At 62.1% G+C, this 21082-nt stretch carries 20 protein-coding genes and 3 pseudogenes; 15 read left to right on the top strand and 8 right to left on the bottom strand.

Annotation, left to right across the window (positions count from 1 at the left end; genetic code table 11):
* Positions 1-305 precede the first annotated feature (305 nt).
* The 3 genes and pseudogenes from HDG33_RS17395 to HDG33_RS17385 form a co-directional block, all read left to right on the top strand.
* Positions 306-750, top strand: a pseudogene (locus HDG33_RS17395) (3-keto-5-aminohexanoate cleavage protein); the annotation flags it as partial.
* Positions 751-753: 3 nt separating this feature from the next.
* Positions 754-1374: pseudogene (locus tag HDG33_RS17390) on the top strand (3-hydroxyacyl-CoA dehydrogenase NAD-binding domain-containing protein).
* Between the two features lie 317 nt (positions 1375-1691).
* A complete protein-coding gene (locus HDG33_RS17385; RefSeq protein WP_184031349.1) occupies positions 1692-2003 on the top strand; it encodes a DUF4148 domain-containing protein in 312 nt (103 codons plus the stop codon).
* A 167-nt stretch (positions 2004-2170) separates the two neighbouring features.
* Here HDG33_RS17385 and HDG33_RS17380 read toward each other — a convergent pair whose 3' ends face one another.
* On the bottom strand, positions 2171-2749 hold the full coding sequence (locus HDG33_RS17380; protein ID WP_090809671.1) for a TetR/AcrR family transcriptional regulator: 579 nt from the start codon (positions 2747-2749) through the stop codon (positions 2171-2173).
* Positions 2750-2879: 130 nt separating this feature from the next.
* On the opposite strand from HDG33_RS17380, the gene HDG33_RS17375 reads away from it, so the two are divergent.
* Positions 2880-3614 carry an SDR family NAD(P)-dependent oxidoreductase gene (locus tag HDG33_RS17375; RefSeq protein ID WP_184031850.1) on the top strand — a complete coding sequence of 245 codons (735 nt, stop codon included), beginning with the start codon at positions 2880-2882 and terminating at the stop codon, positions 3612-3614.
* A 238-nt stretch (positions 3615-3852) separates the two neighbouring features.
* On the top strand, positions 3853-4452 hold the full coding sequence (locus tag HDG33_RS17370; protein ID WP_184031347.1) for an NADPH-dependent F420 reductase: 600 nt from the start codon (positions 3853-3855) through the stop codon (positions 4450-4452).
* On the opposite strand, the gene HDG33_RS17365 is transcribed toward HDG33_RS17370, so the two are convergent.
* Positions 4416-4700 (bottom strand): DsbA family protein, encoded by a 285-nt coding sequence (locus HDG33_RS17365; protein ID WP_184031345.1) that lies wholly within the window; start codon positions 4698-4700, stop codon positions 4416-4418. The genes HDG33_RS17370 and HDG33_RS17365 overlap by 37 nt on opposite strands.
* A 238-nt stretch (positions 4701-4938) precedes the next feature.
* Between HDG33_RS17365 and HDG33_RS17360 the strand changes: the two genes are divergently transcribed.
* Positions 4939-6657 carry an FAD-dependent oxidoreductase gene (locus HDG33_RS17360; RefSeq protein ID WP_184031337.1) on the top strand — a complete coding sequence of 573 codons (1719 nt, stop codon included), beginning with the start codon at positions 4939-4941 and terminating at the stop codon, positions 6655-6657.
* Between the two features lie 42 nt (positions 6658-6699).
* On the opposite strand, the gene HDG33_RS17355 is transcribed toward HDG33_RS17360, so the two are convergent.
* The 3 genes and pseudogenes from HDG33_RS17355 to HDG33_RS38060 all read right to left on the bottom strand — a co-directional run.
* On the bottom strand, positions 6700-7584 hold the full coding sequence (locus tag HDG33_RS17355) for a pirin family protein (protein WP_184031335.1): 885 nt from the start codon (positions 7582-7584) through the stop codon (positions 6700-6702).
* Between the two features lie 41 nt (positions 7585-7625).
* Positions 7626-9206: a sodium:proton antiporter gene (locus HDG33_RS17350; RefSeq protein ID WP_184031332.1), complete on the bottom strand. Its 1581-nt coding sequence runs from the start codon at positions 9204-9206 to the stop codon at positions 7626-7628.
* A gap of 12 nt (positions 9207-9218) precedes the next feature.
* Positions 9219-9296, bottom strand: a pseudogene (locus tag HDG33_RS38060) (DUF1427 family protein); the annotation flags it as partial.
* Between the two features lie 402 nt (positions 9297-9698).
* Between HDG33_RS38060 and HDG33_RS17340 the strand changes: the two are divergent.
* Positions 9699-10694: an alpha/beta fold hydrolase gene (locus HDG33_RS17340; RefSeq protein WP_184031330.1), complete on the top strand. Its 996-nt coding sequence runs from the start codon at positions 9699-9701 to the stop codon at positions 10692-10694.
* A gap of 158 nt (positions 10695-10852) precedes the next feature.
* A complete protein-coding gene (locus HDG33_RS17335) occupies positions 10853-11179 on the top strand; it encodes a hypothetical protein (RefSeq protein ID WP_184031328.1) in 327 nt (108 codons plus the stop codon).
* A gap of 8 nt (positions 11180-11187) precedes the next feature.
* Here HDG33_RS17335 and HDG33_RS17330 read toward each other — a convergent pair whose 3' ends face one another.
* Complete coding sequence (locus HDG33_RS17330; protein WP_184031326.1) at positions 11188-11469, bottom strand: XapX domain-containing protein; 282 nt, start codon at positions 11467-11469, stop codon at positions 11188-11190.
* A gap of 285 nt (positions 11470-11754) precedes the next feature.
* Here HDG33_RS17330 and HDG33_RS17325 point away from each other — a divergent pair, with 285 nt between their 5' ends.
* The 7 genes from HDG33_RS17325 to HDG33_RS17295 all read left to right on the top strand — a co-directional run bounded on the left by HDG33_RS17325 (position 11755) and on the right by HDG33_RS17295 (position 18393).
* Positions 11755-12441: a hydrolase gene (locus HDG33_RS17325; protein WP_184031324.1), complete on the top strand. Its 687-nt coding sequence runs from the start codon at positions 11755-11757 to the stop codon at positions 12439-12441.
* 164 nt (positions 12442-12605) lie between these two features.
* Positions 12606-12773 (top strand): DUF1427 family protein, encoded by a 168-nt coding sequence (locus HDG33_RS17320; protein ID WP_184031322.1) that lies wholly within the window; start codon positions 12606-12608, stop codon positions 12771-12773.
* A 28-nt stretch (positions 12774-12801) separates the two neighbouring features.
* Positions 12802-14691 (top strand): amidohydrolase, encoded by a 1890-nt coding sequence (locus HDG33_RS17315; protein WP_184031320.1) that lies wholly within the window; start codon positions 12802-12804, stop codon positions 14689-14691.
* Position 14692: 1 nt separating this feature from the next.
* Positions 14693-15139 carry a DoxX family protein gene (locus tag HDG33_RS17310; protein ID WP_184031312.1) on the top strand — a complete coding sequence of 149 codons (447 nt, stop codon included), beginning with the start codon at positions 14693-14695 and terminating at the stop codon, positions 15137-15139.
* Positions 15140-15179: 40 nt separating this feature from the next.
* Entirely contained in the window at positions 15180-16094 is a 915-nt protein-coding gene (locus HDG33_RS17305) for a glyoxalase (RefSeq protein WP_184031311.1), read from the top strand.
* Positions 16091-16786, top strand: coding sequence for a YoaK family protein (locus HDG33_RS17300; protein WP_184031309.1), 696 nt, complete (start codon positions 16091-16093; stop codon positions 16784-16786). Before HDG33_RS17305 ends, HDG33_RS17300 begins: the two co-directional genes overlap by 4 nt.
* 92 nt (positions 16787-16878) lie before the next feature.
* The gene (locus HDG33_RS17295) at positions 16879-18393 is read left to right on the top strand and encodes an alginate export family protein (protein WP_184031307.1); all 1515 of its coding nucleotides are present in this window, start codon (positions 16879-16881) and stop codon (positions 18391-18393) included.
* A 125-nt stretch (positions 18394-18518) separates the two neighbouring features.
* Here the strand turns inward: HDG33_RS17295 and HDG33_RS17290 are convergent, their stop codons facing one another.
* Both HDG33_RS17290 and HDG33_RS17285 read right to left on the bottom strand, forming a co-directional pair.
* Positions 18519-19949, bottom strand: coding sequence for a winged helix-turn-helix domain-containing protein (locus tag HDG33_RS17290; RefSeq protein ID WP_184031305.1), 1431 nt, complete (start codon positions 19947-19949; stop codon positions 18519-18521).
* 69 nt (positions 19950-20018) lie between these two features.
* On the bottom strand, positions 20019-21047 hold the full coding sequence (locus tag HDG33_RS17285; protein WP_184031303.1) for an alpha/beta hydrolase: 1029 nt from the start codon (positions 21045-21047) through the stop codon (positions 20019-20021).
* Between the last annotated feature and the right edge of the window lie 35 nt (positions 21048-21082).

Raw genomic sequence — 21082 nt, 5'->3', positions numbered from 1 at the left:
GAGCGGGGGATCGGCAAGGGGCGAACTGCGCGCCTGCCGGTGCGGACGGCGGCGGCGCCTTTGCTGCAATGCAATGAGGAGTATCCGACCGGATTCGGCCGCCCTCATTGCGGAGCATCCTGCAGCCGGATGCGGGAGGGTCTCGAAGAGCGTGTCATATCCCTGATAGCGCATTCGAACGCAGATTGTTCGCCGCCTGGATTCGATCAATCGGCTTCCGGAACGGCGCGACACAACTGATAAGACGCCCGCATGCGTCAAATTTATGGCGATTGTCGACGATGTAGCCTACGTCGTCGAGGGCCCCCTTGTGGCCGGTCCGCCTCGCCGACATCGTCCAGGATGTTCAGCGCGCCATCAACGAGGGGCTTGACGATGCGCCGCACTTTATCAATATCGTGATCGGCGCCAATGCGTTCCAGGGCGCGTTGCCCTACACGCCCCGGCTGTTGCAGACGATGATCGATCATCTGCCCCGCAACGCCGTCTTCAACGTCAGCGCTATCGGCGCCGCGCAGTTGCCTGCCGTGATGAACTCGCTGTTGCTGGGAGAGGACGTGCGCGTCGGACTCGAAGACAACTTCTACTAACAGACAAGGTCAGTTGGCCACCAATGTTCACCTGGTCGAGCGGCTTGTTCGCCTGGTCCGCGAGATGGGTTACGAGCCGGCCACGCCGGCTGAAGCACGGAAGATCATTGGGCTGCGGCCGTTGCGCGAAACAATCCACGCTGCCTGCCAGGAGGGCTAACCGATGACAACGCGAGCCGTCAACGTCGCCGTCGTCGGCACTGATGTCATTGGCGCGGGTTGGGTGACACACTTCCTGGCTCATGGTTTCGCCGTCACGGCGACCGATCCCAGCCAGGGGGCCGAGTCGCGCCTGCGCAACTGGATCGACGATAGTTGACCTGTAGTGGAGAGGCGCGGGCTTGCAGACGGCGCCTCGTGGGACAAGTTGACGTTCACGCCTGACGTGGGCTCGGCGGTGCGCAACGCCGATTTCATTCAAGAAAGCGGCCCTGAGCGTCTGGATATCAAACACGCGTTGATCGTGAGCATCGAATCGGTGGCAAGGGCAGAGGCGATCATCGCATCGTCGTCGTCGGGGCTGGCGATCAGCGACATTCAAGCAGGCGCGAAGTACCCGGAACGAATCGTCCTGGGACATCCATTCAATCCGTCCCACATCATGCCGCTGGTAGAGGTCGGTGGCGGCAGACTTACATCGCCCGAAAACATTGCGAAGGCTATGACGTTCTATTCCTCAACGGGCAAGAAGGTCATCAGAATCGTTAAAGAAGTCAAAGGTCATAGCCGGACGATACCTGCAGGTGTGCGGGATCTGGATGCAGATATCTTTGGCACACGTTGAATCTGACCGAGACTCCGCCGATGCGAACCGCGCGCGATCCTATTCGCGGCGCGCCTCGCTGACCAACCTCCGCGGTAGCTGGGAGGAACGATGCTTGCTGCTCCTGCGGCGGATCAACCGAAGGAGCGTGATAGGGCCGAAGGGCACAAACCGGGCGAGAAGGTTCAGACGTGTGGCATCTACAAGGTGGTGAGAGAAGGCGACGCCGGCTCCGGCTTCGAAGTGACATGCGTCGAAGGCGGGCATTTTCCACCCGCAGCGGCAACGGTGCGCACTACGAGTTGGTTCACGGCGCGGCGCAGGGAAGGAGACGTACTATGAGAAATCGGCCTGGAACACAGTCAATACTTCCCGCTCTGGTGATTTTGCTCGCCGGCTGTGTCGCTGGTGGCATGCCGTATGCCGGGCCGCACCTCACTCCGACAGAGTGCCGCGACCTGGCGGCGCTCAAGACAAACGCGCCCCCTACGATGGCGCAGCACCAAAGCGAACTCGCTGCCTTGAGGAAAGCGGGCTACGACCCGTCACCGTGGTTTGATGATCCGTATTACCCGGATGATCTACAAGCGGCACAGCGCCTGGTCGACTATTGGTTCCAAACGGAGTGCCAGCACCTTCAACCCGGCTGAGATAGAGAGATCGAGGACTGACCCGGATGTCTCCGCGCGGCGAGAAGCGGCCGATCGATCAAGTGCGGTAATGGCCATTCGAGTGTCGGCTCCAGTCAGCTTTCCGCCGTCTGGTTCGAATCCCCCGGGGCTTTCCTGGGTAGGAAAGTATGCGTTGGCGATCTGATTCAACACGTCGCCTTCTCGACATCGTTGCTCGACCGGTTTGTCAGGATGGCGCTCGTAATAATGTGAAAGAGATGATCCCCGCGTGGCGCGAATCCGGGTTGGCCGTCGAGCCAGCCGAGCGCCGACATCAGGGCGAACAGGTCGACCCCATCCATATCGGCGCGCGCCGTTCCCTCGGCCTGAGCACGGCGCAGTAGTCGCGCGCCCGCTGAACGCAGCGCTGTGCTCGAAGCGTGAAGCGCGGAGTCAGGGTCCGCGTGCGCGGTCGCGAACAAGGCGCAAATGCCGCTATAGCTACGAACGAATGCAACCCCTTCGCGAAACCAGGACACCAGCGCTTCGTCAGGCGGATTCGACGTTTCTAGTTTGGCTGCCTGCTGTATCAGTTCGTCCACGTTCATACGCAGCAACGCTTCGAACAAGGCTTCTCGTGTCGGGAAATGGCGAAACAGTGTGGCCAACCCGACGTCGGCCCGGCGGGCGATATCTCGCATGGACGCATCGGCGCCATGCTCGGTGACGACGTCACGCGCGACCGCAAGTAGATGGCTGTAATTTTTTCTGGCGTCGGCTCGCATAAATCGCCTTGACAATCGGATCGGTGATCCGTATAAAATGAAGCTGTATCTGGATCAGTGATCCACAAGATACAGCACATCTGTGCAAATGGGAACCGAGACGCTGTCCGACACCACGAAAGGAGATGTCATGGGAAAGCTTGAGGGTAAGGTTGCAGTCATCACGGGGGGATCGAGCGGCATGGCGCTGGCGAGCGCCAAGCGGTTCGTCGAAGAAGGCGCCTATGTTTTCATTACGGGCCGCAGGCAGGAGGTGCTCGACGAAGCCGTCAAGCAGATTGGCCGGAACGTGACCGGCGTGCGCAGCGACGCGGCCAATCTCGACGACCTCGACCGCCTGTTCGATACAGTCAGGCGTGAAAAGGGCAAGATCGACGTCCTGTTCGCGAGCGCTGGCATGGGCGAAGCCGTCCCACTGGGCGAGATTACCGAGCAGCACTTCGATGCGACCTTCGGCCTGAATACGCGCGGCACGCTGTTTACGGTTCAGAAGGCGTTGCCGCTGTTCAACGATGGTGGATCGATCTTCATGACCGGGTCAGTTGCTTCGGTGAAGGGTTTTCCTGGTTACGGCGTGTATTCGGCGAGCAAGGCGGCGTTGCGCTCATTCGCACGCACTTGGCTCAACGAACTGAAGGGCAGGAATATCCGGGTGAACGTGCTGAGCCCGGGGCCGATCGCCACACCGATGCAGGACCAGGTTCTCACCGAGGAGGCGAAGCGGATGTTCGAATCCCTGATCCCGCGGGGAAAGATGGGTCGTCCTGAGGAAATTGCGACGGTCGCGCTGTTTCTTGCTTCAGATGATTCGAGCTTCGTGAATGGGGTGGAATTGTCTGTCGACGGCGGCTTCTCGGCTATCTGAAATCGCGCCGAAAAGCTGGATTGGTTTCGGTGATTGTCCAGCGGATATTGTCACGTCTGCTCGCGCTGCGCTGCGCTGCAAACGGCGGCGAAGGCGCTCGGCTCCGCGTGTCTGCTGCGGCTCGCGTGGCGCACCGCGCGCAGCGGGGCGCCTAACGCGGGCAACGGTCCCGCGCGCCCGGTTACCAACTAACACGAGTCCGTGGTTGATCAAAACGTCACCTGAATGGAGAGTTCGCATGAGCTATTCGATTATTGGCTTTGGCGCGGTAGGCCAGGCGCTCGCCCGAGCGTTTGCAAGAAAGAACATCGACGTAGCGGTCGCCAGCCGGCGCCCTCCCGAGACGTTGATGCAGCAGGCACGAGCGATCGGCCCTACCGTCGTCCCCAGGACGCTGCAGGATGCAATCGCGTCCGACACGATCTTCCTGGCGGTTCCTTTCTGGGAGCACCGCGAGGTCGCGAAGCAGATCAAGAGTTGGAAGGGCAAGACGGTCATCGACGCGACAAATGCTTATGGCGTTCCCGTCGAAGAGCTACAAGGTCTGCCGTCCTCCGCAGTTGTCGCTAAGGCGTTTCCCGGGTCCAGGTTCGTCAAGGGTTTTAACCATCTGCCCGCCGCCGTTCTGGCCGCTGATCCGAGTGTGAATGGCGGCAGCCGCGTCGTGTTTCTGTCGAGCGATGACGAAAGTGCGGTGGCACCGGTCGCGGCTCTGGCTGAACAACTCGGTTTCGCGCCGATTGCGCTAGGACCGCTCAAGGATGGCGGTTCGCTCGTCCAGGCCAGGGGGAATACCTGGGCTCAACTGATCTTCAAGGATCTCGTCAAGTTCAAATAGCGGCGCGTCACGGCAAAGTCACGTCCGCCCAGCATTTCTGAGCGAGTCCAGCTACCGAACTTGAGCCTTCGGTAGGCGCGCCGGTGCATCCCTTGAGGCGGTCTTTCCGGGTTCAATTCGAACGGAAGATAACGAACATCTAATTCGGGAAGTTCGTCAAGGGCCTTGCCGGCCTCCAGATTTCGATGTCCGATCCAGCACCATGGACAAATGAAGTCGTAGGCGATCGTGATTTTTGCGCGTTCCATGGCATGCCCCGTGGGCAAGTTGCGATACTCACCAAGCAAAACAACACGAGCTCCCAGCTGAATATACTCAGCGCGCGAACTCGTGTTGCGCGTGGCGCAATGGCCCATTCGATGGGAAAGCGCTTCCCCTGGAGTTGCTGGTCTCTTCAGAACTATTCAGCTTCGCAACAAGAACTTTTGGGCTTGATGTCGCTAACATCCGGACTCGAACTCAACGCGGCCGGCAGGCGAGGCGAATATGATCGACGCAGGTAATACGAACGCAAGCTCACTCGACTCTGAACTTCCGTTTTCGTCCCTTGAATATCGGCAGCATCAAATGTTTCCGCGCCTTTCCAATGCGGAGATACGCAGTGCGAGCCGCTATGGCCGCCCGAAGTCGTTCAAGGCCGGCGATTCGATCTTCAGGACGGGGCGCATTGCAGAAGGGCTATTCATCTTGCAGCGCGGGAGTGTGCGGATCTATTCGTGCGACCCGCAAGGGCGTACCACGGTCGTGACAGACCATCATGACGGCCATTTCATGGCCGAAATGGCGCAACTCACCGGCAAGCCGTCGCTGGTGGACGCGATTGCCATGACTGACTGCGATACGCTCGTCCTGAACTCAGAGCAGTTGCGGGCGCTGATCATCGCGGACGCCCAGTTGGGCGAGCACATCATGCGCGCGTTGATCCTGAGGCGTCTCGGGCTCATCGAGCAGGGGCTCGGTCCCATTATCGTCGGCAAGGGTGACGACGCGAGGGTGGTCCGCCTGCAAGGCTTTTTGCGGCGCAATGCCTATCCGGCTGCGGTGATCGATGCACACAAGGATTCGGACGCCGTGCAGCTACTCGCCGGCCTCACTTCGAAGGTCGACGATTTCCCGCTTGTTTTTTGCCCGGACGGGTCGGTCCTGAGGGCGCCCGACGAAGTGGAGCTCGCCACCCGGCTCGGCCTGGTGCCGACGTTCTGTGCGTCGCAGTGCTACGACATCGCTATCATCGGCGCGGGTCCGGCTGGCCTGGCGGCGGCCGTTTACGCGGCGTCGGAGGGGCTTTCGGCCGTCGTTTTCGATCGGCGCGCGCCAGGTGGTCAGGCCGGTGCGAGCGCACGTATCGAGAACTACCTTGGCTTTCCGACTGGCATATCGGGGCAAGCTCTTGCAGCACGCGCGTTTCAGCAGGCATTGAAATTTGGTGCTCACGTGGCCATTCCCACTGCGGTCGATCGGGTCGAGGGCGCGGCGGGCAACTTCGTGCTCGCGCTTTCCGATCGACAGTGCGTGCGTGCGCGGACCGTCGTGGTCGCGAGCGGAGCGGTGTATCGAAAGCCTTCCGTGACGGGCCTTGAGCGCTTCGAGGGCAGAGGGATCTACTATTGGGCGTCGCCCATCGAGGCGCGTCTAGTCAGCGGGAAAGACGTTGTGCTGATCGGTGGCGGTAACTCGGCTGGGCAGGCTGCCGTCTTTCTCGCCAACTTTGCGAAAAGCATACGCGTTTTGATACGTGGCCATAGTCTCGAAGCCACCATGTCCCGTTACCTGATAGACCGGCTCAGCGCTCTGCCAAACGTGTCGATCTGCGCAAGATGCACGCTTGAATCACTGGAAGCGAGCGACGGTGGTCTTGAGCGAATTCGCGTCTTTCATCACGAACAGGGCAGTGAGCTCATTGAGATACAGCATCTTTTCCTGTTCATCGGCGCCGATCCCAAAACAGACTGGTTGACATCGATGGGCGTTCAACTGGATGAGCGAGGCTTTGTCGAAACGGGGCCGCCCGATGCGAACGCAGGCACTGAGCGCTTGCCACTCGAGACGAATGTGCCGGGGCTTTTCGCGATCGGCGACGTCCGATCAGGGGCGCCGAAGCGGGTGGCCGCAGCGGTAGGAGACGGCGCAGCGGTAGTCAGCCAGATTCATGCGTGGCTCGGTCGAGACGAAGCGCGCGTCAAGGCTTCTCGAGGCGCGCAATGAGCGGCATGACGGGCCAAACGCAATCGCTCCCCACGTCGATGCTCAATGTGCGCCACGCTCGGGTTGAGGCGTCCACTCATGCTCTTCGCCAGGCACTTTGCCGAAGGTCTGCGCAGCCCAGGCTTGCCGCGCAGCCACAATTTTCTCGCGCGAACCAGACACGAAATTCCACTCGATGAAGCGTTCGCCCGGCAGGTGCGCGCCGCCGAGGAGCATCACGCGCGCGCCATGCGCGCTGGCGAGTTCGACCGTTGCACGCGGCTCCAGCACGGCCATCGTTGTCGGAGACAACGGCGTCCCGTCGATGGCCAGATCTCCGTCGACGAGATAGACGCCGCGCTCCTCGTGCTCGGCATCGAGTGCAAGGCGACCGGCAGCCGCGAACTCGGCATAGACGTAGAGCGTAGGTGAAAAGACTTCGACCGGCGAGGTCTTCCCGAAAGCCGTGCCTGCGATCACATGTACGGTTGCGCCGTCGCGCGTGAACGTCGGCAGCGTATCGGCCGGATGATGAATGAACGCGGGCGCGGCGTCTTCGTGTTCGACAGGCAGCGCGACCCAGGTCTGAATGCCGTGGATCGCCTGTTCAACTGGCCGATCCTCCAGCGGCGTGCGTTCTGAATGGACGATGCCGCGACCGGCCGTCATCCAGTTCACGTCGCCGGGTACGATTTTCTGCCGATAGCCGAGGCTGTCGTGATGCATGAACGAGCCTTCGAACAGGTACGTGACGGTCGCGAGGCCGATATGCGGATGCGGCAGCACATCCACGCCGCTGCCAGCGGGCAGCACGGCTGGCCCCATATGGTCGAAGAAAATGAATGGTCCGATGAGGCGCGCGGCACGGGCGGGAAGCACGCGGCGCACGATCAGGTTGCCGATGTCGCTTTCGCGCGGCGTGAGCAGAGCCTTGATCGTAGTGGGCATGATGAATACCTTTCGTTAAGGGCCGACGTGGAGGCAAGCCGTCACGGTTCGAGCAGCCGCAACAGCCGCAGCTCCTCGAAATCAAGTTCGGATTCGATGCGATGCAGGACCGCGTCGTCCACCTTGCCGTCGCGATGCAGGCCGAGCAATGCCTCGCGCGACACGCCAACGAGTTCGAGTTCGACACGCAGGAAATGCGCACGGTGTTCGATTCGGTCCGCACCCAACTGGTATGCGCTTTCGTTCGCGGTGACGCGAATCCGGTATTCGGCTAGCAGCCGCTCGAACGTCGCGCGTTCGATGCCGGACGAGCGCTCGTCGATTTCCTCGAGCGCAGCGAGCGAGGCGCCGAACGCATGGGCGCGCGCCTCATGCTCGGACATGGTGTGACGGGCTGTCGGGCGCAGTTTCAGCAGCCGGATGAGCGGCGCGAGGCTGCCGCCCTGCACGACAAGCGTCGCGATGATCAGCAGAAACGTGCTGAAGACGATCAGGTCGCGGCCGGGGAAATTGTCTGGCAGCGCGATTGCGGCCGCCAGACTGACGACGCCGCGCATACCCGCCCAGCCGAGCACAACCGCTTCCTTGAAGCTCCACGGCTCGCGGCCCGAGCGTTTCGCGCGTATCTGGTCGGGCAGCCAGATCGCAGCGAACACCCATGCGAGGCGCGCAACGATGGCTGCCGCAGTTGCCGGCAACGCGACACGCAGCCCGGCCGTCAACACGGCCGATTCGTGATTCACCCGTGAGAGGAGTGCATGCAGTGTGAGGCCGATCAGGATGAAGACCAGCGCCTCGAGCACGAACACGACCGCTTCCCAGGTCGCCTTGGCTTTTATGCGCATATCAGCGTCGAATACCCGATGCTGGCGGATGCCGAGCACGAGACCGCAGGTCACGACGGACAGCACACCCGATCCGCCGACGGCCTCCGCGATACCGTAGCTGGCCCACGCCATAACGAAGGTCACGACGATGCCGAGCATCGGATCGCCCAGACGCGGCAGCACCCAACACATGGCCTGGCCGCACACGATGCCGACCGCGATGCCGATCAGGGTAAGCGTAAAGAACAGCACCGATCCGCTCGTGACCGTGATCGTCGCGGCTAGCGCTGCCGAGACCGCCATCTGATAGAGCAGCAGGCCCGACGCGTCGTTCACGAGGCTTTCGCCTTCCAGCACGGCCACGAGCCTGGCGGGTAGCGGGTGGCGCTGAAGGATCGCTTTGGCGGCGACCGCGTCGGGCGGCGAGACGATCGCACCGAGCGTGAAGCACGCCGCCCATGGCAGGTTCGGGTTGAAGGCATGCACGGCGACGGCCACGGCGACGGTGGTGAATGTCACGGCCCCGAGCACGAGCGAAACGATCGTGCCGATGCCGCGTTGGAATTCCTTCCACGCCGTATAGAACGAACTCGACATCAGCAGCGGCGGCAGCACGGCCGCGAGCAGCAGGTTCGGGTCCACGTCGGGTACGCGCCTGCCGGCGACTGCGATCACACAGCCGCCGAGCAGCAGAACGACGGCAGGCGGGATCGCGATGCGCTCCGCGAGCCACGTCAGGGCGCCCGCTCCGCAGATCAACAGCAGGAGGTAATGAAAAAACTCGACGTTGTTCATCCGCTAGAAGCCCGGGGATTGCACGTCGATCAGACCGTAGACGACCCCGGCGAGAGTACCGGCAAGCAGCGAAAGGATGTACGGTTTCATGATGCGAGTCTTGGTTGGTGAACGTGGCGTGACAGGAACTACGCGAAAGGCTCGCGGAAAAAGTATAGGTTCGTCTGGATCAGGCAGAGTCTGATTAAGAATATTTAATCTCTGGCGCATGCGAGATATCCGTTCGATCGAGCTTTGGGGTCGTGCGTGAGCGCGACAACGGCGCCGAATCGTGGCTAAAGCTTTTGCGCCTCGCTGGGCGCAAAGGCATTGCGGCTTCATTTCAGGACTTTTCAGTTTGCGCCAAGGACTTCGGTCGCTTGCATCATTAGAGTGCCTGCCGGCATGTGGCGCTATTCAGCGAGTTCTCGCTCCTCGCCGCATCGCTATCCATCTCAACACGCAAGGTCGTCGCCACGCCCGCGCGCGGCGATGCAACGACGGAGATCTAGCATGAACACGCAGCAAATCGATTCGACCAGGCCTTCGGCGTCGCGCCGCAGGCTGCTTTCGGCAAGTGCGGGCATGGCCGGCGCCGTGGCAGCCATGTCGAGCCTGTCCGCGAACGCAGCCGCGTCCGTGACGGGCGGCTCGGCGCATACGCACGGCACCTCGCATCATCACGGCGGCAACTACGTGAGCGCGAAGGACGGCACGCAGATCTTCTTCAAGGACTGGGGCACGGGCGTGCCGGTCGTCTGCTCGCACGGCTGGCCGCTCTCGGCTGACGCGTGGGACGCGCAGATGCTCTTCCTGGTGAATCAGGGCTACCGGGTGATCGCGCACGACCGCCGCGGCCATGGCCGTTCGGGCCAGCCGTCCGAGGGCAACGACATGAACACCTACGCCGACGATCTCGCGGCTGTGCTGGACGCGCTCGACGTGAAGGGCGCGATGCTCGTGGGCCATTCCACGGGCGGCGGCGAGGTGGTGCATTACATCGGCCGCCATGGCGAAAAGCGCGTGGCGAAGGCCGTGCTGATCGGCGCAGTGCCGCCGCAAATGGTCAAGTCTGCGAACAATCCGAACGGTCTGCCGATGTCGGTGTTCGACAACATCCGCGCGGGCGTGGCCGCGAACCGCTCGCAGTTCTATCTGGATCTGGCCACGTCGTTCTACGGCTTCAACCGCCCCGACGCGAAAGTCTCGCAGGGCCTCGTGCAGGACTTCTGGCGCCAGGGCATGGCCGGTTCGATCAAAGGCCAGTATGAGTGCATCAAGCAATTCTCTGAAGTCGACTACACCGACGACCTCAAGAAGATCAGCGTGCCCACGCTGATCCTGCACGGCGACGACGACCAGATCGTGCCGATCGACGATTCGGCGAAGCTCTCGGCGAAGATCGTCAAGAACGCGACGCTCAAGGTGTACAAGGGCGCGCCGCACGGCATGTGCAGCACGCACGTCGATCAGGTCAATGCGGACCTGCTCGCGTTCCTCAAGTCCTGAGGCGCTACGACAAGATCTGCGTGACGCGCCTGCGAGGCAACGCGCGTCTGTTCAGAACTGTTCAGCTTGTCACAAGGACTTTCAGGCGCGCGTCGCCTCAGCGAACAGGCCTCTTGCTCCTGGCACCCAGTTTTGAGTGGCTTCGAAAAGGGAATGAAATGGGTTTGAAACTGCAAGGCTCGCACCCGCATAGCCTCGAGATCGCGCGTCTCGCTGCCGCCGTTCGTGCGAACGCTGACGATGCGCGTGTCTGGCGCTGGTACGCCGACCTCATGGAAGGCGGACGCGTGAGTTGCACGCGTACGCGCAAGGGGTGGCTGATCACGGTAGACGGTCGCTGCACGGTGGAAGACGAGTCGTTTGATTGCGCCGTGCGTCGAGCGGAGCAGACATGGAGTGACATCGCGCAGTCCCAGGTCAAGCTGCTCCGCCGCAGCAAGACCGCTGTGAAGACAACCGCCTCGAATTTACCGCGGCTTCGGTGAAGCGCCGCTCAGAATGAGGATGACTGCTGGTCCCTTGCGGCCGCGTTGGAGCCTTGAGCGCCCGGCAGCGAGCCGAACATGTGCTGGCTGCATTTCGCCTCGCGCCATGCGGCACCCAACTTGTAACCGGAGAGCACCCTGCGTGCGAGGGGAAGTATCTGCTCGCCGGCCAGCATGCCGAGCAGGCCCATCAGCGCAATGGTGGGCGGGGCCGGCGATTGCACGCCGATCGCACCATAGACGACCCCGGCAAGGATGCCGGCCAACAAGGAAAGGATATACGGTTTCATAGTGCGAGTCTCATTGACGACCTGTACCGTTACAGGATCTACCCAGCGAATTCGTGAAAAGACTACCGGCTACTCTGGATTAAGAAAATACCAATTAAGAGCTTTTAAGCTTAATTCTTTGGGCAATAAAATTTAATCCATTTTTAGTTGTTGCTGCTCTGTCCTTGCGTGTCAAATAACCGGAGCTGGATGTCGAATTGCCCAGCGCCAATGCACATTGGACGCCTGCCGGTCATGCCGGCATGGCGGCTTCCTCCTCTCTCCGGTTCAAAGGACCTACCCGTCATGAACAATTCGAAGCTCGAAGTTCTCACTCCTCAGAACAGCCAACTGATCATCATCGATCACCAACCGCAAATGGCGTTCGGCGTTCAGTCGATCGACCGCCAGGTGCTGAAGAACAACGTCGTCGGTCTGGCCAAGGCGGCCAAGGTGTTCAACGTTCCGACCACGATCACCACGGTCGAGTCGCAAAGCTTCTCGGGTTACACGTATCCGGAACTGCTCGACGTGTTCCCCGAGCACAAGGTACTCGAACGCACGTCGATGAATTCGTGGGACGACCAGAAGGTACGCGACGCGCTCGCCGCGAATGGCCGCAAGAAGGTGGTCGTAGCGGGTTTGTGGACGGAGGTCTGCAACACGACGTTCGCGCTCTGCGCCATGCTCGAAGGTGACTACGAGATCTACATGGTGGCCGACGCATCGGGGGGCACGTCGAAAGACGCGCACGACTTCGCGATGCAGCGCATGGTCCAGGCGGGCGCCGTGCCCGTCACGTGGCAGCAGGTATTGCTCGAATGGCAGCGTGACTGGGCTCACCGCGCGACCTACGACGCCGTGATGGCGATCGCGAAGGAACATTCGGGCGCGTACGGCATGGGCGTCGACTACGCGTACACGATGGTCCATAAGGCAGCGCAGCGCACGGCTACGCCGCACGAGGTGCTGCCGGCTGTACCGGCACGCTAATCGCCTCCGCGATCGCCGAAAGCGGGGCGATGCGCTCCGTGTGGAGTCGGCGGCAGCGCACGCGGTCTGCCGATCGCTGCGCTGCAGTGCATTCCCCGCGAGGTACTCGGGTTGAACCGCGAGGTCTCGCATCAGCATTCCAATCTCACGGAGAGACTGATCGTATGGAATCTTATCTGGTGTCCCTCGGTGCAGGGACGCTGATAGGCGTGATCTACAGCGTGATCAAGGTCCGCTCGCCCGCGCCTCCGCTCGTTGCCCTCATCGGCCTGCTTGGCATGTTGATCGGCGCACAGGCGGTTCCAACCCTGAGGCAGTTGTTGGGCTTTTAATCGAACTGACAGAAACGAGGAAACGCAAATGGGCGCAACCGCTACCCATCCCGATCTCATTTTGCACAATGGACGGTTCACCACGCTGGATCGTTCGAACCCGATCGCCAGTGCCGTGGCGATTGCCGATGGCCGCTTCGTCGCGGTCGGCAGCGATACCGACGTCATGCCGCTCGCGGGCCGCGCGACCAAAGTTATCGATCTCGGTGGCCGGCCGGTGCTGCCGGGCCTCGTCGACAATCACCTGCATTTGATCCGCGGCGGTCTGAACTACAACATGGAGCTGCGCTGGGACGGCGTGCGCTCGCTCGCCGTTGCCATGGAGATGCTCAAGCAGCAGGTTGCGATCACGCCCGCGCCGCAATGGGTGCGCGTGGTCGGCGGCTTCACCGAGCACCAGTTCGAAGAGAAGCGGCTGCCGACGCTCGATGAGCTGAACGCCGTCGCGCCGGATACGCCGGTCTTCATCCTGCACTTGTACGACCGGGCGCTGCTCAATGCCGCCGCGTTGCGCGTGGTGGGCTATACGAAGGATACGCCGGAGCCGCCGGGCGGCAAGATCATGCGCGACAGCGCGGGCAACCCCACCGGGCTGCTGCTGGCGAACCCCAATGCGTCGATCCTCTACGCGACACTCGCGAAAGGCCCGAAGCTGCCGCTGGAGTATCAATACAATTCGACGCGTCATTTCATGCGCGAACTCAACCGCCTTGGCGTGACCGGCGCGATCGATGCCGGCGGTGGCTCGCAGAACTACCCGGACGATTACGAAGTCATCCGCAAGCTCCATGACGCGGGCGAGATGACGGTGCGCATCGCATACAACCTCTTCACGCAAAAGCCGAAGGCCGAAAAGGAAGACTTCGTGAACTGGACCGGCTCGGTCAGGTATCACGATGGTTCGGACTACTTCCGCCACAACGGTGCGGGTGAAATGCTGGTGTTTTCGGCGGCCGACTTCGAGGACTTCCGCGTGGCGCGCCCCGAACTGCCGCCCGGAATGGAAGGCGAACTCGAAGGCGTGGTGCGGGTACTCGCACAGAACCGCTGGCCGTGGCGCCTGCATGCGACCTATGACGAAACCATCAGCCGCGCGCTCGATGTGTTCGAGAAGGTCAACAAGGATATTCCGCTCGACGGAATCAACTGGTTCTTCGACCACGCGGAAACCGTTTCCGAGCGATCGATGGATCGAATTGCGGCGCTGGGTGGCGGCATCGCGGTTCAGCATCGCATGGCCTATCAGGGCGAGTATTTCGTCGAGCGCTATGGCGCGCAAGCGGCACAAGCCACGCCTCCCGTCGCGAGAATGCTCGAGAAGGGCATCAAGGTCTCGGCCGGCACCGATGCGACGCGCGTCGCGTCGTACAACCCGTGGGTGTCGCTCGCATGGCTCGTGAGCGGCAAGACAGTTGGCGGTCTGCGGATGTATCCGCAACGTAACCTGCTCGATCGCGATACCGCGCTGCGCATGTGGACGGAGTACGTCACCTGGTTCTCGAACGAAGAGGGCAAGAAAGGGCGCATGGTGCCCGGGCAACTTGCCGACCTCATGGTTCCGGACCGCGACTTCTTCTCGTGCGCGGAGGACGACATTGCCGGCACCACCGCATTGCTCACGGTGGTCGGCGGAAAGATCGTCTGGGGCGCGGGCCCATTCTCGCAACACGATCAGCCAATCCCGCCTGCAATGCCGGACTGGTCGCCGGTGCGCCAATACGGCGGCTATGGGGGCTGGGGCGCTACGCAGCGCGAGGGCGCGCCGCTCGGGCGTGCCGCTGTTGCGGCGATGTGCGCCTGCGCGAGCGCCTGCGATCTGCACGGCCATGCGCACGCGAGCGCGTGGGCCAGTGCATTGCCGACGTCGGACGCAAAGGGCTTCTGGGGCGCATTCGGCTGCTCTTGCTGGGCGATCTGACATGACGATATGGAACGGCAGCAGCAACCCCGCATGGGTTCGCGTGCTGCTATCGCCGCCGTGGGTCGGGCCGCTCGTGCGCCTTGCGCTCGTGTCCGCCTACCTCATCGGCGGTGTCACCAAAGCGCTGAACTTCGAGGGCGCGATTGCGGAGCAGGCGCATTTCGGCCTGCAGCCGGCCGCCCTCTGGGCAGCGCTCGCGGTGGCGGTCGAGATCGTCGGCTCGCTGTGCGTGGTATTGCGCCGCTTCGCGTGGATCGGCGCAGGCGGCCTCGGCATGCTGACCGTCGTCGCGATGCTGGTTGCCAACGACTTCTGGAACCATGCCGGTGTCGAGCGCTTCATGGCGCTCAACAGTTTTTTCGAGCATCTGGGACTGATCGCGGGGCTCGTGCTCGCGATCCTGCTCGGCGATTCGCAGCGTCCGGCCGGCGAGAGCCGCGCCTGACCGATTGATCAGTACGATGAAATATCAAGGGAATTCCGCTATGAAAGCAATTCGCACTGCCTTAGTTGCCCTGATGATCGCGGGTGGTCTCGTCGCCGCGCCCGTTTCTTTCGCGACGCCGCCCGTAGCGCAGGTCGAATCGCCGTCGGTCGCAGTCGGTCCGCAGTACGACACGACGCACGTATACGTGGCACCAGAGGACTTCGACCGCTTCACCGACAGCTTCGCGGCGACGTTCGGCGGCAGCAAGTCGAAGCAGGGTGTGTTCCAGGTCACGCCGACACCGAGTCAGACGATGTCGCAGCTCGTATTTACCCCGGCAGGCACGATCTCCGTGTTCGGCTTCAAGACGCCCATGCCGTATCCCTTCGGCGCGGAGCGCACGGGCTACCTCGTGACGGACATGGACGCGGCGGTGAAGTCGGCGCGTGCACTCGGTGCCGATGTGATCGTCGATACGTTCCCCGACCCGATCGGCCGCGATGCGATCATCACGTGGCCGGGTGGTACCAACATGCAGCTCTACTGGCACACCGAGGCCCCGCACTACGACAAGCTGCAGACCATTCCCGAGAATCGGGTCTACGTGTCGCCGCAAAGCGTGCACAAGCTGGTTCACGATTTCGTCAAATTCTCGCACGGCAAGGTGGTGTCCGATGACCTGAAGGCGCCGGGTGTCGAGATCGGCAGACCTGACGACACCTATCGCCGCATTCGAATCGAATCGCCGTTCGGCAAGATGACCGTGCTCGTGACGGACGGTCATCTGCCTTACCCGTTCGGGCGCGAAGTGACCGGCTACGAAGTATCGAATCTGGCCGATACGCTTCAAAAGGCGAAGGCCGCTGGCGTCAATGTGCTGGTGCCGCCGTTCACCTCGGCCGGGCGTGATGCTGCGGTCGTGCAGTTCCCGGGCGGCTATATCGCCGAAATTCACGCAGGCGCGGCGCAATGAAGTCCGAGGACACGATCCTTGCCGCGATCGCCGGCTTTGTCGACACGCTGAGCTTCGTTGCACTGTTCGGTCTGTTCACCGCACACGTGACGGGCAACTTCGTGTTGATTGGCGCCGGCATGGCCGGCTCGGGGCAGGGCGTTCTGCTCAAGCTGATCGTGTTCCCCGCGTTTATCGGCGGGGTCGTTCTCAGCAGCCTGCTCGTGCGTTGGCTCTCGCAGGGGCATGCGCGTCAGGGCGCACGCTTGCTCTATGCGGTGCAGGCCGTGCTGATCGTCGGCTTTTGCCTCGCCGGCGCATGGGCGACGCCGGTCAGCCGGCCCGACAGCTTGCCTGTCATCGTGGCCGGCGTCGTGGGTGCGTTCGCGATGGGTGTGCAGAATGCGCATCCGCGCCTGATCCAGCGTCCTGGCGTGCCGAATACCGTAATGACGGGCAACGTCACGCAAGCCGTTCTGGACGTGATCGACATGCTGTCGCCGGGCACGGTCGACAGCGTGCGCGCCGCGGCGCGCTCGCGCTTCGGGTCGATGATGCCGGCCATTGTCGCGTTTGCGGTTAGCGCGGTGGCCGGGGCACTGGGGGTGGTCTACATGGGCTTCTGGGCGCTGCTTGCGCCGGCGTGCGCCCTCGTCGGGCTCGCGGTGACCACGGGAGAGCATGAGCGCGCGAGCGCACCGGGGCACTCATGAATCCAGGCGGCGCAGGGAATCACCCCGCTCAGGCCCGGCGCGTGAGCGGGACGGGCAAACACAAACACAAGTCGACAAAGGCAAGGAAATCCATGGTATTGAGCACAATGCGCGGGCGTCGATTCGAGAAGGCCGCGCGCTTGACGGCCATCGCCGGGCTGTTGCTGATGGGCGCCGACGCAGCGTTCGCGGATACGGCGGCGCAACGGGTTGCAGGTGCGAGCCTCGCGGCTGACTCGGCCGGCGCGACCACAGGCACGGTGGCGAATGACGCCACAACGACCGACGCGTGCAATGTCAAACGTCCTGCCGTGATGTTCAACCGCTGGCAGGAGGACTGGTCAGTGCTTGCGAACCCCTGCGTTCCGCGCAAGCCACTCGACAGCCTCAAGTACATTCCGCTCGGCGGCGACCCCGCCTCGTATCTGTCGCTTGGCGCGAACCTGCGTGAGCGTATCGAAACCAATGACGCCCCGCTGTTCGGTATCGGCTCTGCGCAGTCGGATACTTATCTGATTCAGCGCATCGAAGTGCATGCCGATGCACATCTCGCCGAGCACTGGCAGTTTTTCGTGCAACTCGTGGATGCGCGGGCGTTTGGCAAGAACGTGGTCACGCCGGTGGACAAGAATCCGCTCGATCTCGAGCAGGCATTCGTGGCCTACACCGGAGCGGTCGGCGGTGGTACGTTCAAGTTTCGCGTTGGCCGCCAGGAAATGGCATTCGACTTGCAGCGTTTCATTGCCGTACGCGATGGCCCGAACGTACGACAGGCGTTCGATGCTATCTGGGCAGACTACGAATACCAGAAGTGGCGCTTTATCGCCTACGCGACGCAGCCCGTGCAGTACCGCAACGCGACGGTGTTCGACGACGTGTCGAACCGCAATCTCACTTTCAGCGGCGTGCGTTTCGAGCGCCAATCCGTCGGGCCGGGTGATATGTCCGGCTACTGGTCGCGCTACAACAACACCAACGCGCGATTCCTCGACGCTCAAGGTTCTGAGCACCGCGACGTCTGGGACCTGCATTATTTCGGCACGCGCGGCCGCGTCGATTGGGATGCCGAGGCGATGCTGCAGACGGGAACGGTCGGTAATAGTACGGTTCTCGCGTGGGCAGTCGGCTCGCTCGCGGGTTACAAGCTCGACCTGCCGTGGACGCCGCGCGTCGCGCTGCAGATCGACGCTGCCTCTGGCGACCGGCACCCGCATGATGGGCGGCTCGAGACCTTCAATCCGCTATTTCCGAACGGCTATTACTTCACGCTCGCAGGCTATACGGGCTACGCGAACCTGATCCACATCAAACCATCCATCACGCTCAAGCCTTCGGCCAGTCTCACGCTGCTTGGCGCGCTGGGCTTCCAGTGGCGCGAGACGACCGGCGACGCCGTGTACCAGCAGCCGAATCAGCCAGTGCCGGGCACGGCGGGCAAGGGCAGCCGGTGGACCGGCATGTATGTGCAGTTGCGCGCGGACTGGACGATTGCGGCAAATCTGGTAGGTTCGGTCGAAGCCGTGCACTTCCAGGTGGGAAACTCGATTCGTGAGGCGGGCGGCCGCAATGCGGACTACGCCGGCGTCGAACTCAAGTACGGGTGGTAGGACTCGTCGGAGATCAGGCTCGTGGCGATCCCGGCGGCGTGAGGAGCGTTGCCGGGATCGCGCCATTTGTCAGCCTCGTTCAGGCTCTGACTACGGCGGGCCCGATGGACGAAGGGGCTCGTTGTTCAGGTGCTCAAGGCTAACAGCTTGCCGAGAAAGTTAACATCGCCTTCGAGAGATTTTTGAGCTGCCCTCTTAGGGGCGTGCTCGTCGAAGGCGTATTGGAACTTCTCCGCGACGTACGTCCGGGTGCATTCGAAAAGGCTATACATCGCCTCTGGCCCGTCGAAACACACGTTGACAAGTGACTTCGAGACAAGCTCATCCATGCTTTCAATCAAGCCGCCTATCGTCACTTCCATGTTGTTGACGACTCCACGCAGCGAATCAAAGCTGAACGGTCTGTCGAGCCGGTAAAGGTGAACGAGCAGGGACTGGGCCGGGGCGCTCAACAGGTCGAAGCTGACATCAAAGGCTGCCTGTAGGCAGCGATGCCGCGCCGTCGCAGTGCGGTATCCCCCGGACAGGAACGACAGTCCATCGTTCAGCAGGCGTTGCACGCCTTCTACGCCCAACAATTCCGCTCGTCCGGCGGCCAACTCGATTGCAAGTGGAATACCATCCAGGCGCTGACAAATCTTTGCGATGCTCTCTATCTCAGCGATGCGAGGAACAAACCTCGGGTGCATCTGCTGCGCATGGTGGACGAACAGCTGGACAGCCGGGCTGTTCAGCATCTCGTCGCAACGGTCCGTGAGTTTGGGAACATCAAGCGGATCCACCCTGAAAACCGTCTCGCTTCGAATCCTCAGCGGCTCCCGACTCGTAACAAGGAACTGGATATTCAGGCTTGCTGCCAACAATGCTTCTACGATTTGTGCAACAGCTGAGACGACATGCTCCGCGCCATCGAGTATCAACAACCACGGCGCATTCGATAGCGCTGCTCTTAAACACTCGGAAGAGACGATTTCCTCCGGCATTTCGACGCCGCAACCGCACGCGATGGCACTCAGCACCTCGTCAAGCGTGGCCAGGGACGCAAGATCGACAAAGGCCACCGTCGCCGGGCATGACGGCACTATCCGATAGGCGACTTCAAGTGCAAGGCTGGATTTTCCGACACCACCTGTGCCCGTCAGCGTAAGCACCTGGGACTCCACCATTGCCTCGGCTGCCTTGGCGACGACTACGTCTCTCCCGACGAAATTTCCGACGCGGCGCGGGAGCGGCCGCGGACTGGCGGCGGTACGGAATTTCGGGGGTACGTGCTGAGACGGGGCCAACCGGTAGCCACGGCGCGCGACCGTGATGATGAGGTCCCGGTCATCACCCAGCGCCTTGCGCAGCGCAGAGATGTTGACGTCGATATTGCAGTCTTCGACGATGGTGCCAGGCCAGACCGTCTGCATCAGCTCGGACCTCGACACCACTCGACCCTGTGCCGAGGCGAGCGTCACCAGCAGGTCGAAGGCGCGCGAGCCCAGCCGCACATCCTGGCCATCACGCCGCAAGCGTCGCGCGTCAATATCGAGTTCGATTCGGCCGATTTTCATAAGGTCGCCTCCAGCAAGGGAAATGGACACGCGTGTCTTCGCCATCGGTGAGTGGTGAAGTCAGGTCGGTTACCGCCGGAGTGCGCGCTTTATAACGCTGCTGGCGTGTCTGAACGCAGCGTCTGTCGGACTGGTTTCAGCCAGGCCATCGAAAACCATAAAGTCATGAATCGTGCCGATATAACGAGCGGCATTGACTCTGACGCCGGCGCGCATGAGCTTGCGGGCATATTCTTCGGCGTCATCTCGCGTAATGTCGTTCTCTGCTGTGATGACGAGTGCGGCAGGCAGGTCTTCGAGTTCGTCGGGTTTCGACTGTATCGGCATCGCCGCCGCGAGTGACCGCGATCTCTCGGGAAACTGCGACTCGATAAAGCGCTCCAGCGCTCTCGCCGTCATACCGGGCCCCGTCGCGAACTGACGATATGACTGCGTGGTTGAATCTGCCGACAGGATGGGGCAGAACAGCACTTGCAGGCACAGACTCGGGCCATGCCGGTCTCTCGCCCATCGCGCCATGACTGCAGCGATGTTTCCGCCTGCACCGTCGCCGGCCACCGCAATCGCGCGAGCATCGACCTGCAGCGCTTCGGCATTTGCAGCGACGTATTGCAGTGCGGCGTATGCCTCTTCGTTTTGTGTCGGAAACAGGGCGTGAGGTGCAGGCGAACAAGAGACGAAGACAACCGCCACCTCTGCTTCAGCCGAAAGCCGTGACACGAGCCTGCGATGGGTTGCGAAGCTCGCCATGCGCCAGCCGCCGCCCGGATAGTAGAGCACGACGGGCAGTAAGCCCGGCGTGCCGGCCGGTCGCACGATGTGCACGTCAACGGAGCCAGTCGGTCCAGTCTTGAAGGTCAGCGCTTCGGTCGTGACGGCATAGTCGTCCGCGGGACTGTTGTCACTGTCGGCGCGGCAGGGGAACGACGGCTGTTCGGCGAGCAGCGAATCCGGATGCATGCCGGCTTCGGAGACCAGATCGAGAAATTGCTGCGTCTCGGGGTCCAGTACTGGGTGGGACGACCATGGCGTCGCGAGACGTGGTGACGCGGAATCGACGGTACTTGCAGGCGGAACGTGGTCCATGAAAGCCGACATATGAGAGTTCAGCGGTTGGGGGGACTCCCACTCGC

It is taken from the genome of Paraburkholderia sp. Cpub6, from assembly GCF_014201065.1.
In the GTDB taxonomy this organism is placed as follows: domain Bacteria; phylum Pseudomonadota; class Gammaproteobacteria; order Burkholderiales; family Burkholderiaceae; genus Paraburkholderia; species Paraburkholderia tuberum.
The sequence above is the reverse complement of the archived record's forward strand: the minus strand, read 5'-3'. Positions and strand labels throughout refer to the sequence as shown.

Bases quoted from the DNA above. Each gene is read 5' to 3' on its own strand.
- HDG33_RS17285 (WP_184031303.1), bottom strand. From the start codon at position 21,047: ATGTCGGCTTTCATGGACCACGTTCCGCCTGCAAGTACCGTCGATTCC.
- HDG33_RS17335 (WP_184031328.1), top strand. From the start codon at position 10,853: ATGGGTTTGAAACTGCAAGGCTCGCACCCGCATAGCCTCGAGATCGCG.
- HDG33_RS17305 (WP_184031311.1), top strand. From the start codon at position 15,180: ATGAAAGCAATTCGCACTGCCTTAGTTGCCCTGATGATCGCGGGTGGT.
- HDG33_RS17325 (WP_184031324.1), top strand. From the start codon at position 11,755: ATGAACAATTCGAAGCTCGAAGTTCTCACTCCTCAGAACAGCCAACTG.
- HDG33_RS17320 (WP_184031322.1), top strand. From the start codon at position 12,606: ATGGAATCTTATCTGGTGTCCCTCGGTGCAGGGACGCTGATAGGCGTG.
- HDG33_RS17370 (WP_184031347.1), top strand. From the start codon at position 3,853: ATGAGCTATTCGATTATTGGCTTTGGCGCGGTAGGCCAGGCGCTCGCC.
- HDG33_RS17310 (WP_184031312.1), top strand. From the start codon at position 14,693: ATGACGATATGGAACGGCAGCAGCAACCCCGCATGGGTTCGCGTGCTG.
- HDG33_RS17365 (WP_184031345.1), bottom strand. From the start codon at position 4,700: ATGGAACGCGCAAAAATCACGATCGCCTACGACTTCATTTGTCCATGG.
- HDG33_RS17360 (WP_184031337.1), top strand. From the start codon at position 4,939: ATGATCGACGCAGGTAATACGAACGCAAGCTCACTCGACTCTGAACTT.
- HDG33_RS17350 (WP_184031332.1), bottom strand. From the start codon at position 9,206: ATGAACAACGTCGAGTTTTTTCATTACCTCCTGCTGTTGATCTGCGGA.
- HDG33_RS17355 (WP_184031335.1), bottom strand. From the start codon at position 7,584: ATGCCCACTACGATCAAGGCTCTGCTCACGCCGCGCGAAAGCGACATC.
- HDG33_RS17340 (WP_184031330.1), top strand. From the start codon at position 9,699: ATGAACACGCAGCAAATCGATTCGACCAGGCCTTCGGCGTCGCGCCGC.
- HDG33_RS17375 (WP_184031850.1), top strand. From the start codon at position 2,880: ATGGGAAAGCTTGAGGGTAAGGTTGCAGTCATCACGGGGGGATCGAGC.
- HDG33_RS17315 (WP_184031320.1), top strand. From the start codon at position 12,802: ATGGGCGCAACCGCTACCCATCCCGATCTCATTTTGCACAATGGACGG.
- HDG33_RS17380 (WP_090809671.1), bottom strand. From the start codon at position 2,749: ATGCGAGCCGACGCCAGAAAAAATTACAGCCATCTACTTGCGGTCGCG.
- HDG33_RS17295 (WP_184031307.1), top strand. From the start codon at position 16,879: ATGGTATTGAGCACAATGCGCGGGCGTCGATTCGAGAAGGCCGCGCGC.
- HDG33_RS17300 (WP_184031309.1), top strand. From the start codon at position 16,091: ATGAAGTCCGAGGACACGATCCTTGCCGCGATCGCCGGCTTTGTCGAC.
- HDG33_RS17290 (WP_184031305.1), bottom strand. From the start codon at position 19,949: ATGAAAATCGGCCGAATCGAACTCGATATTGACGCGCGACGCTTGCGG.
- HDG33_RS17330 (WP_184031326.1), bottom strand. From the start codon at position 11,469: ATGAAACCGTATATCCTTTCCTTGTTGGCCGGCATCCTTGCCGGGGTC.
- HDG33_RS17385 (WP_184031349.1), top strand. From the start codon at position 1,692: ATGAGAAATCGGCCTGGAACACAGTCAATACTTCCCGCTCTGGTGATT.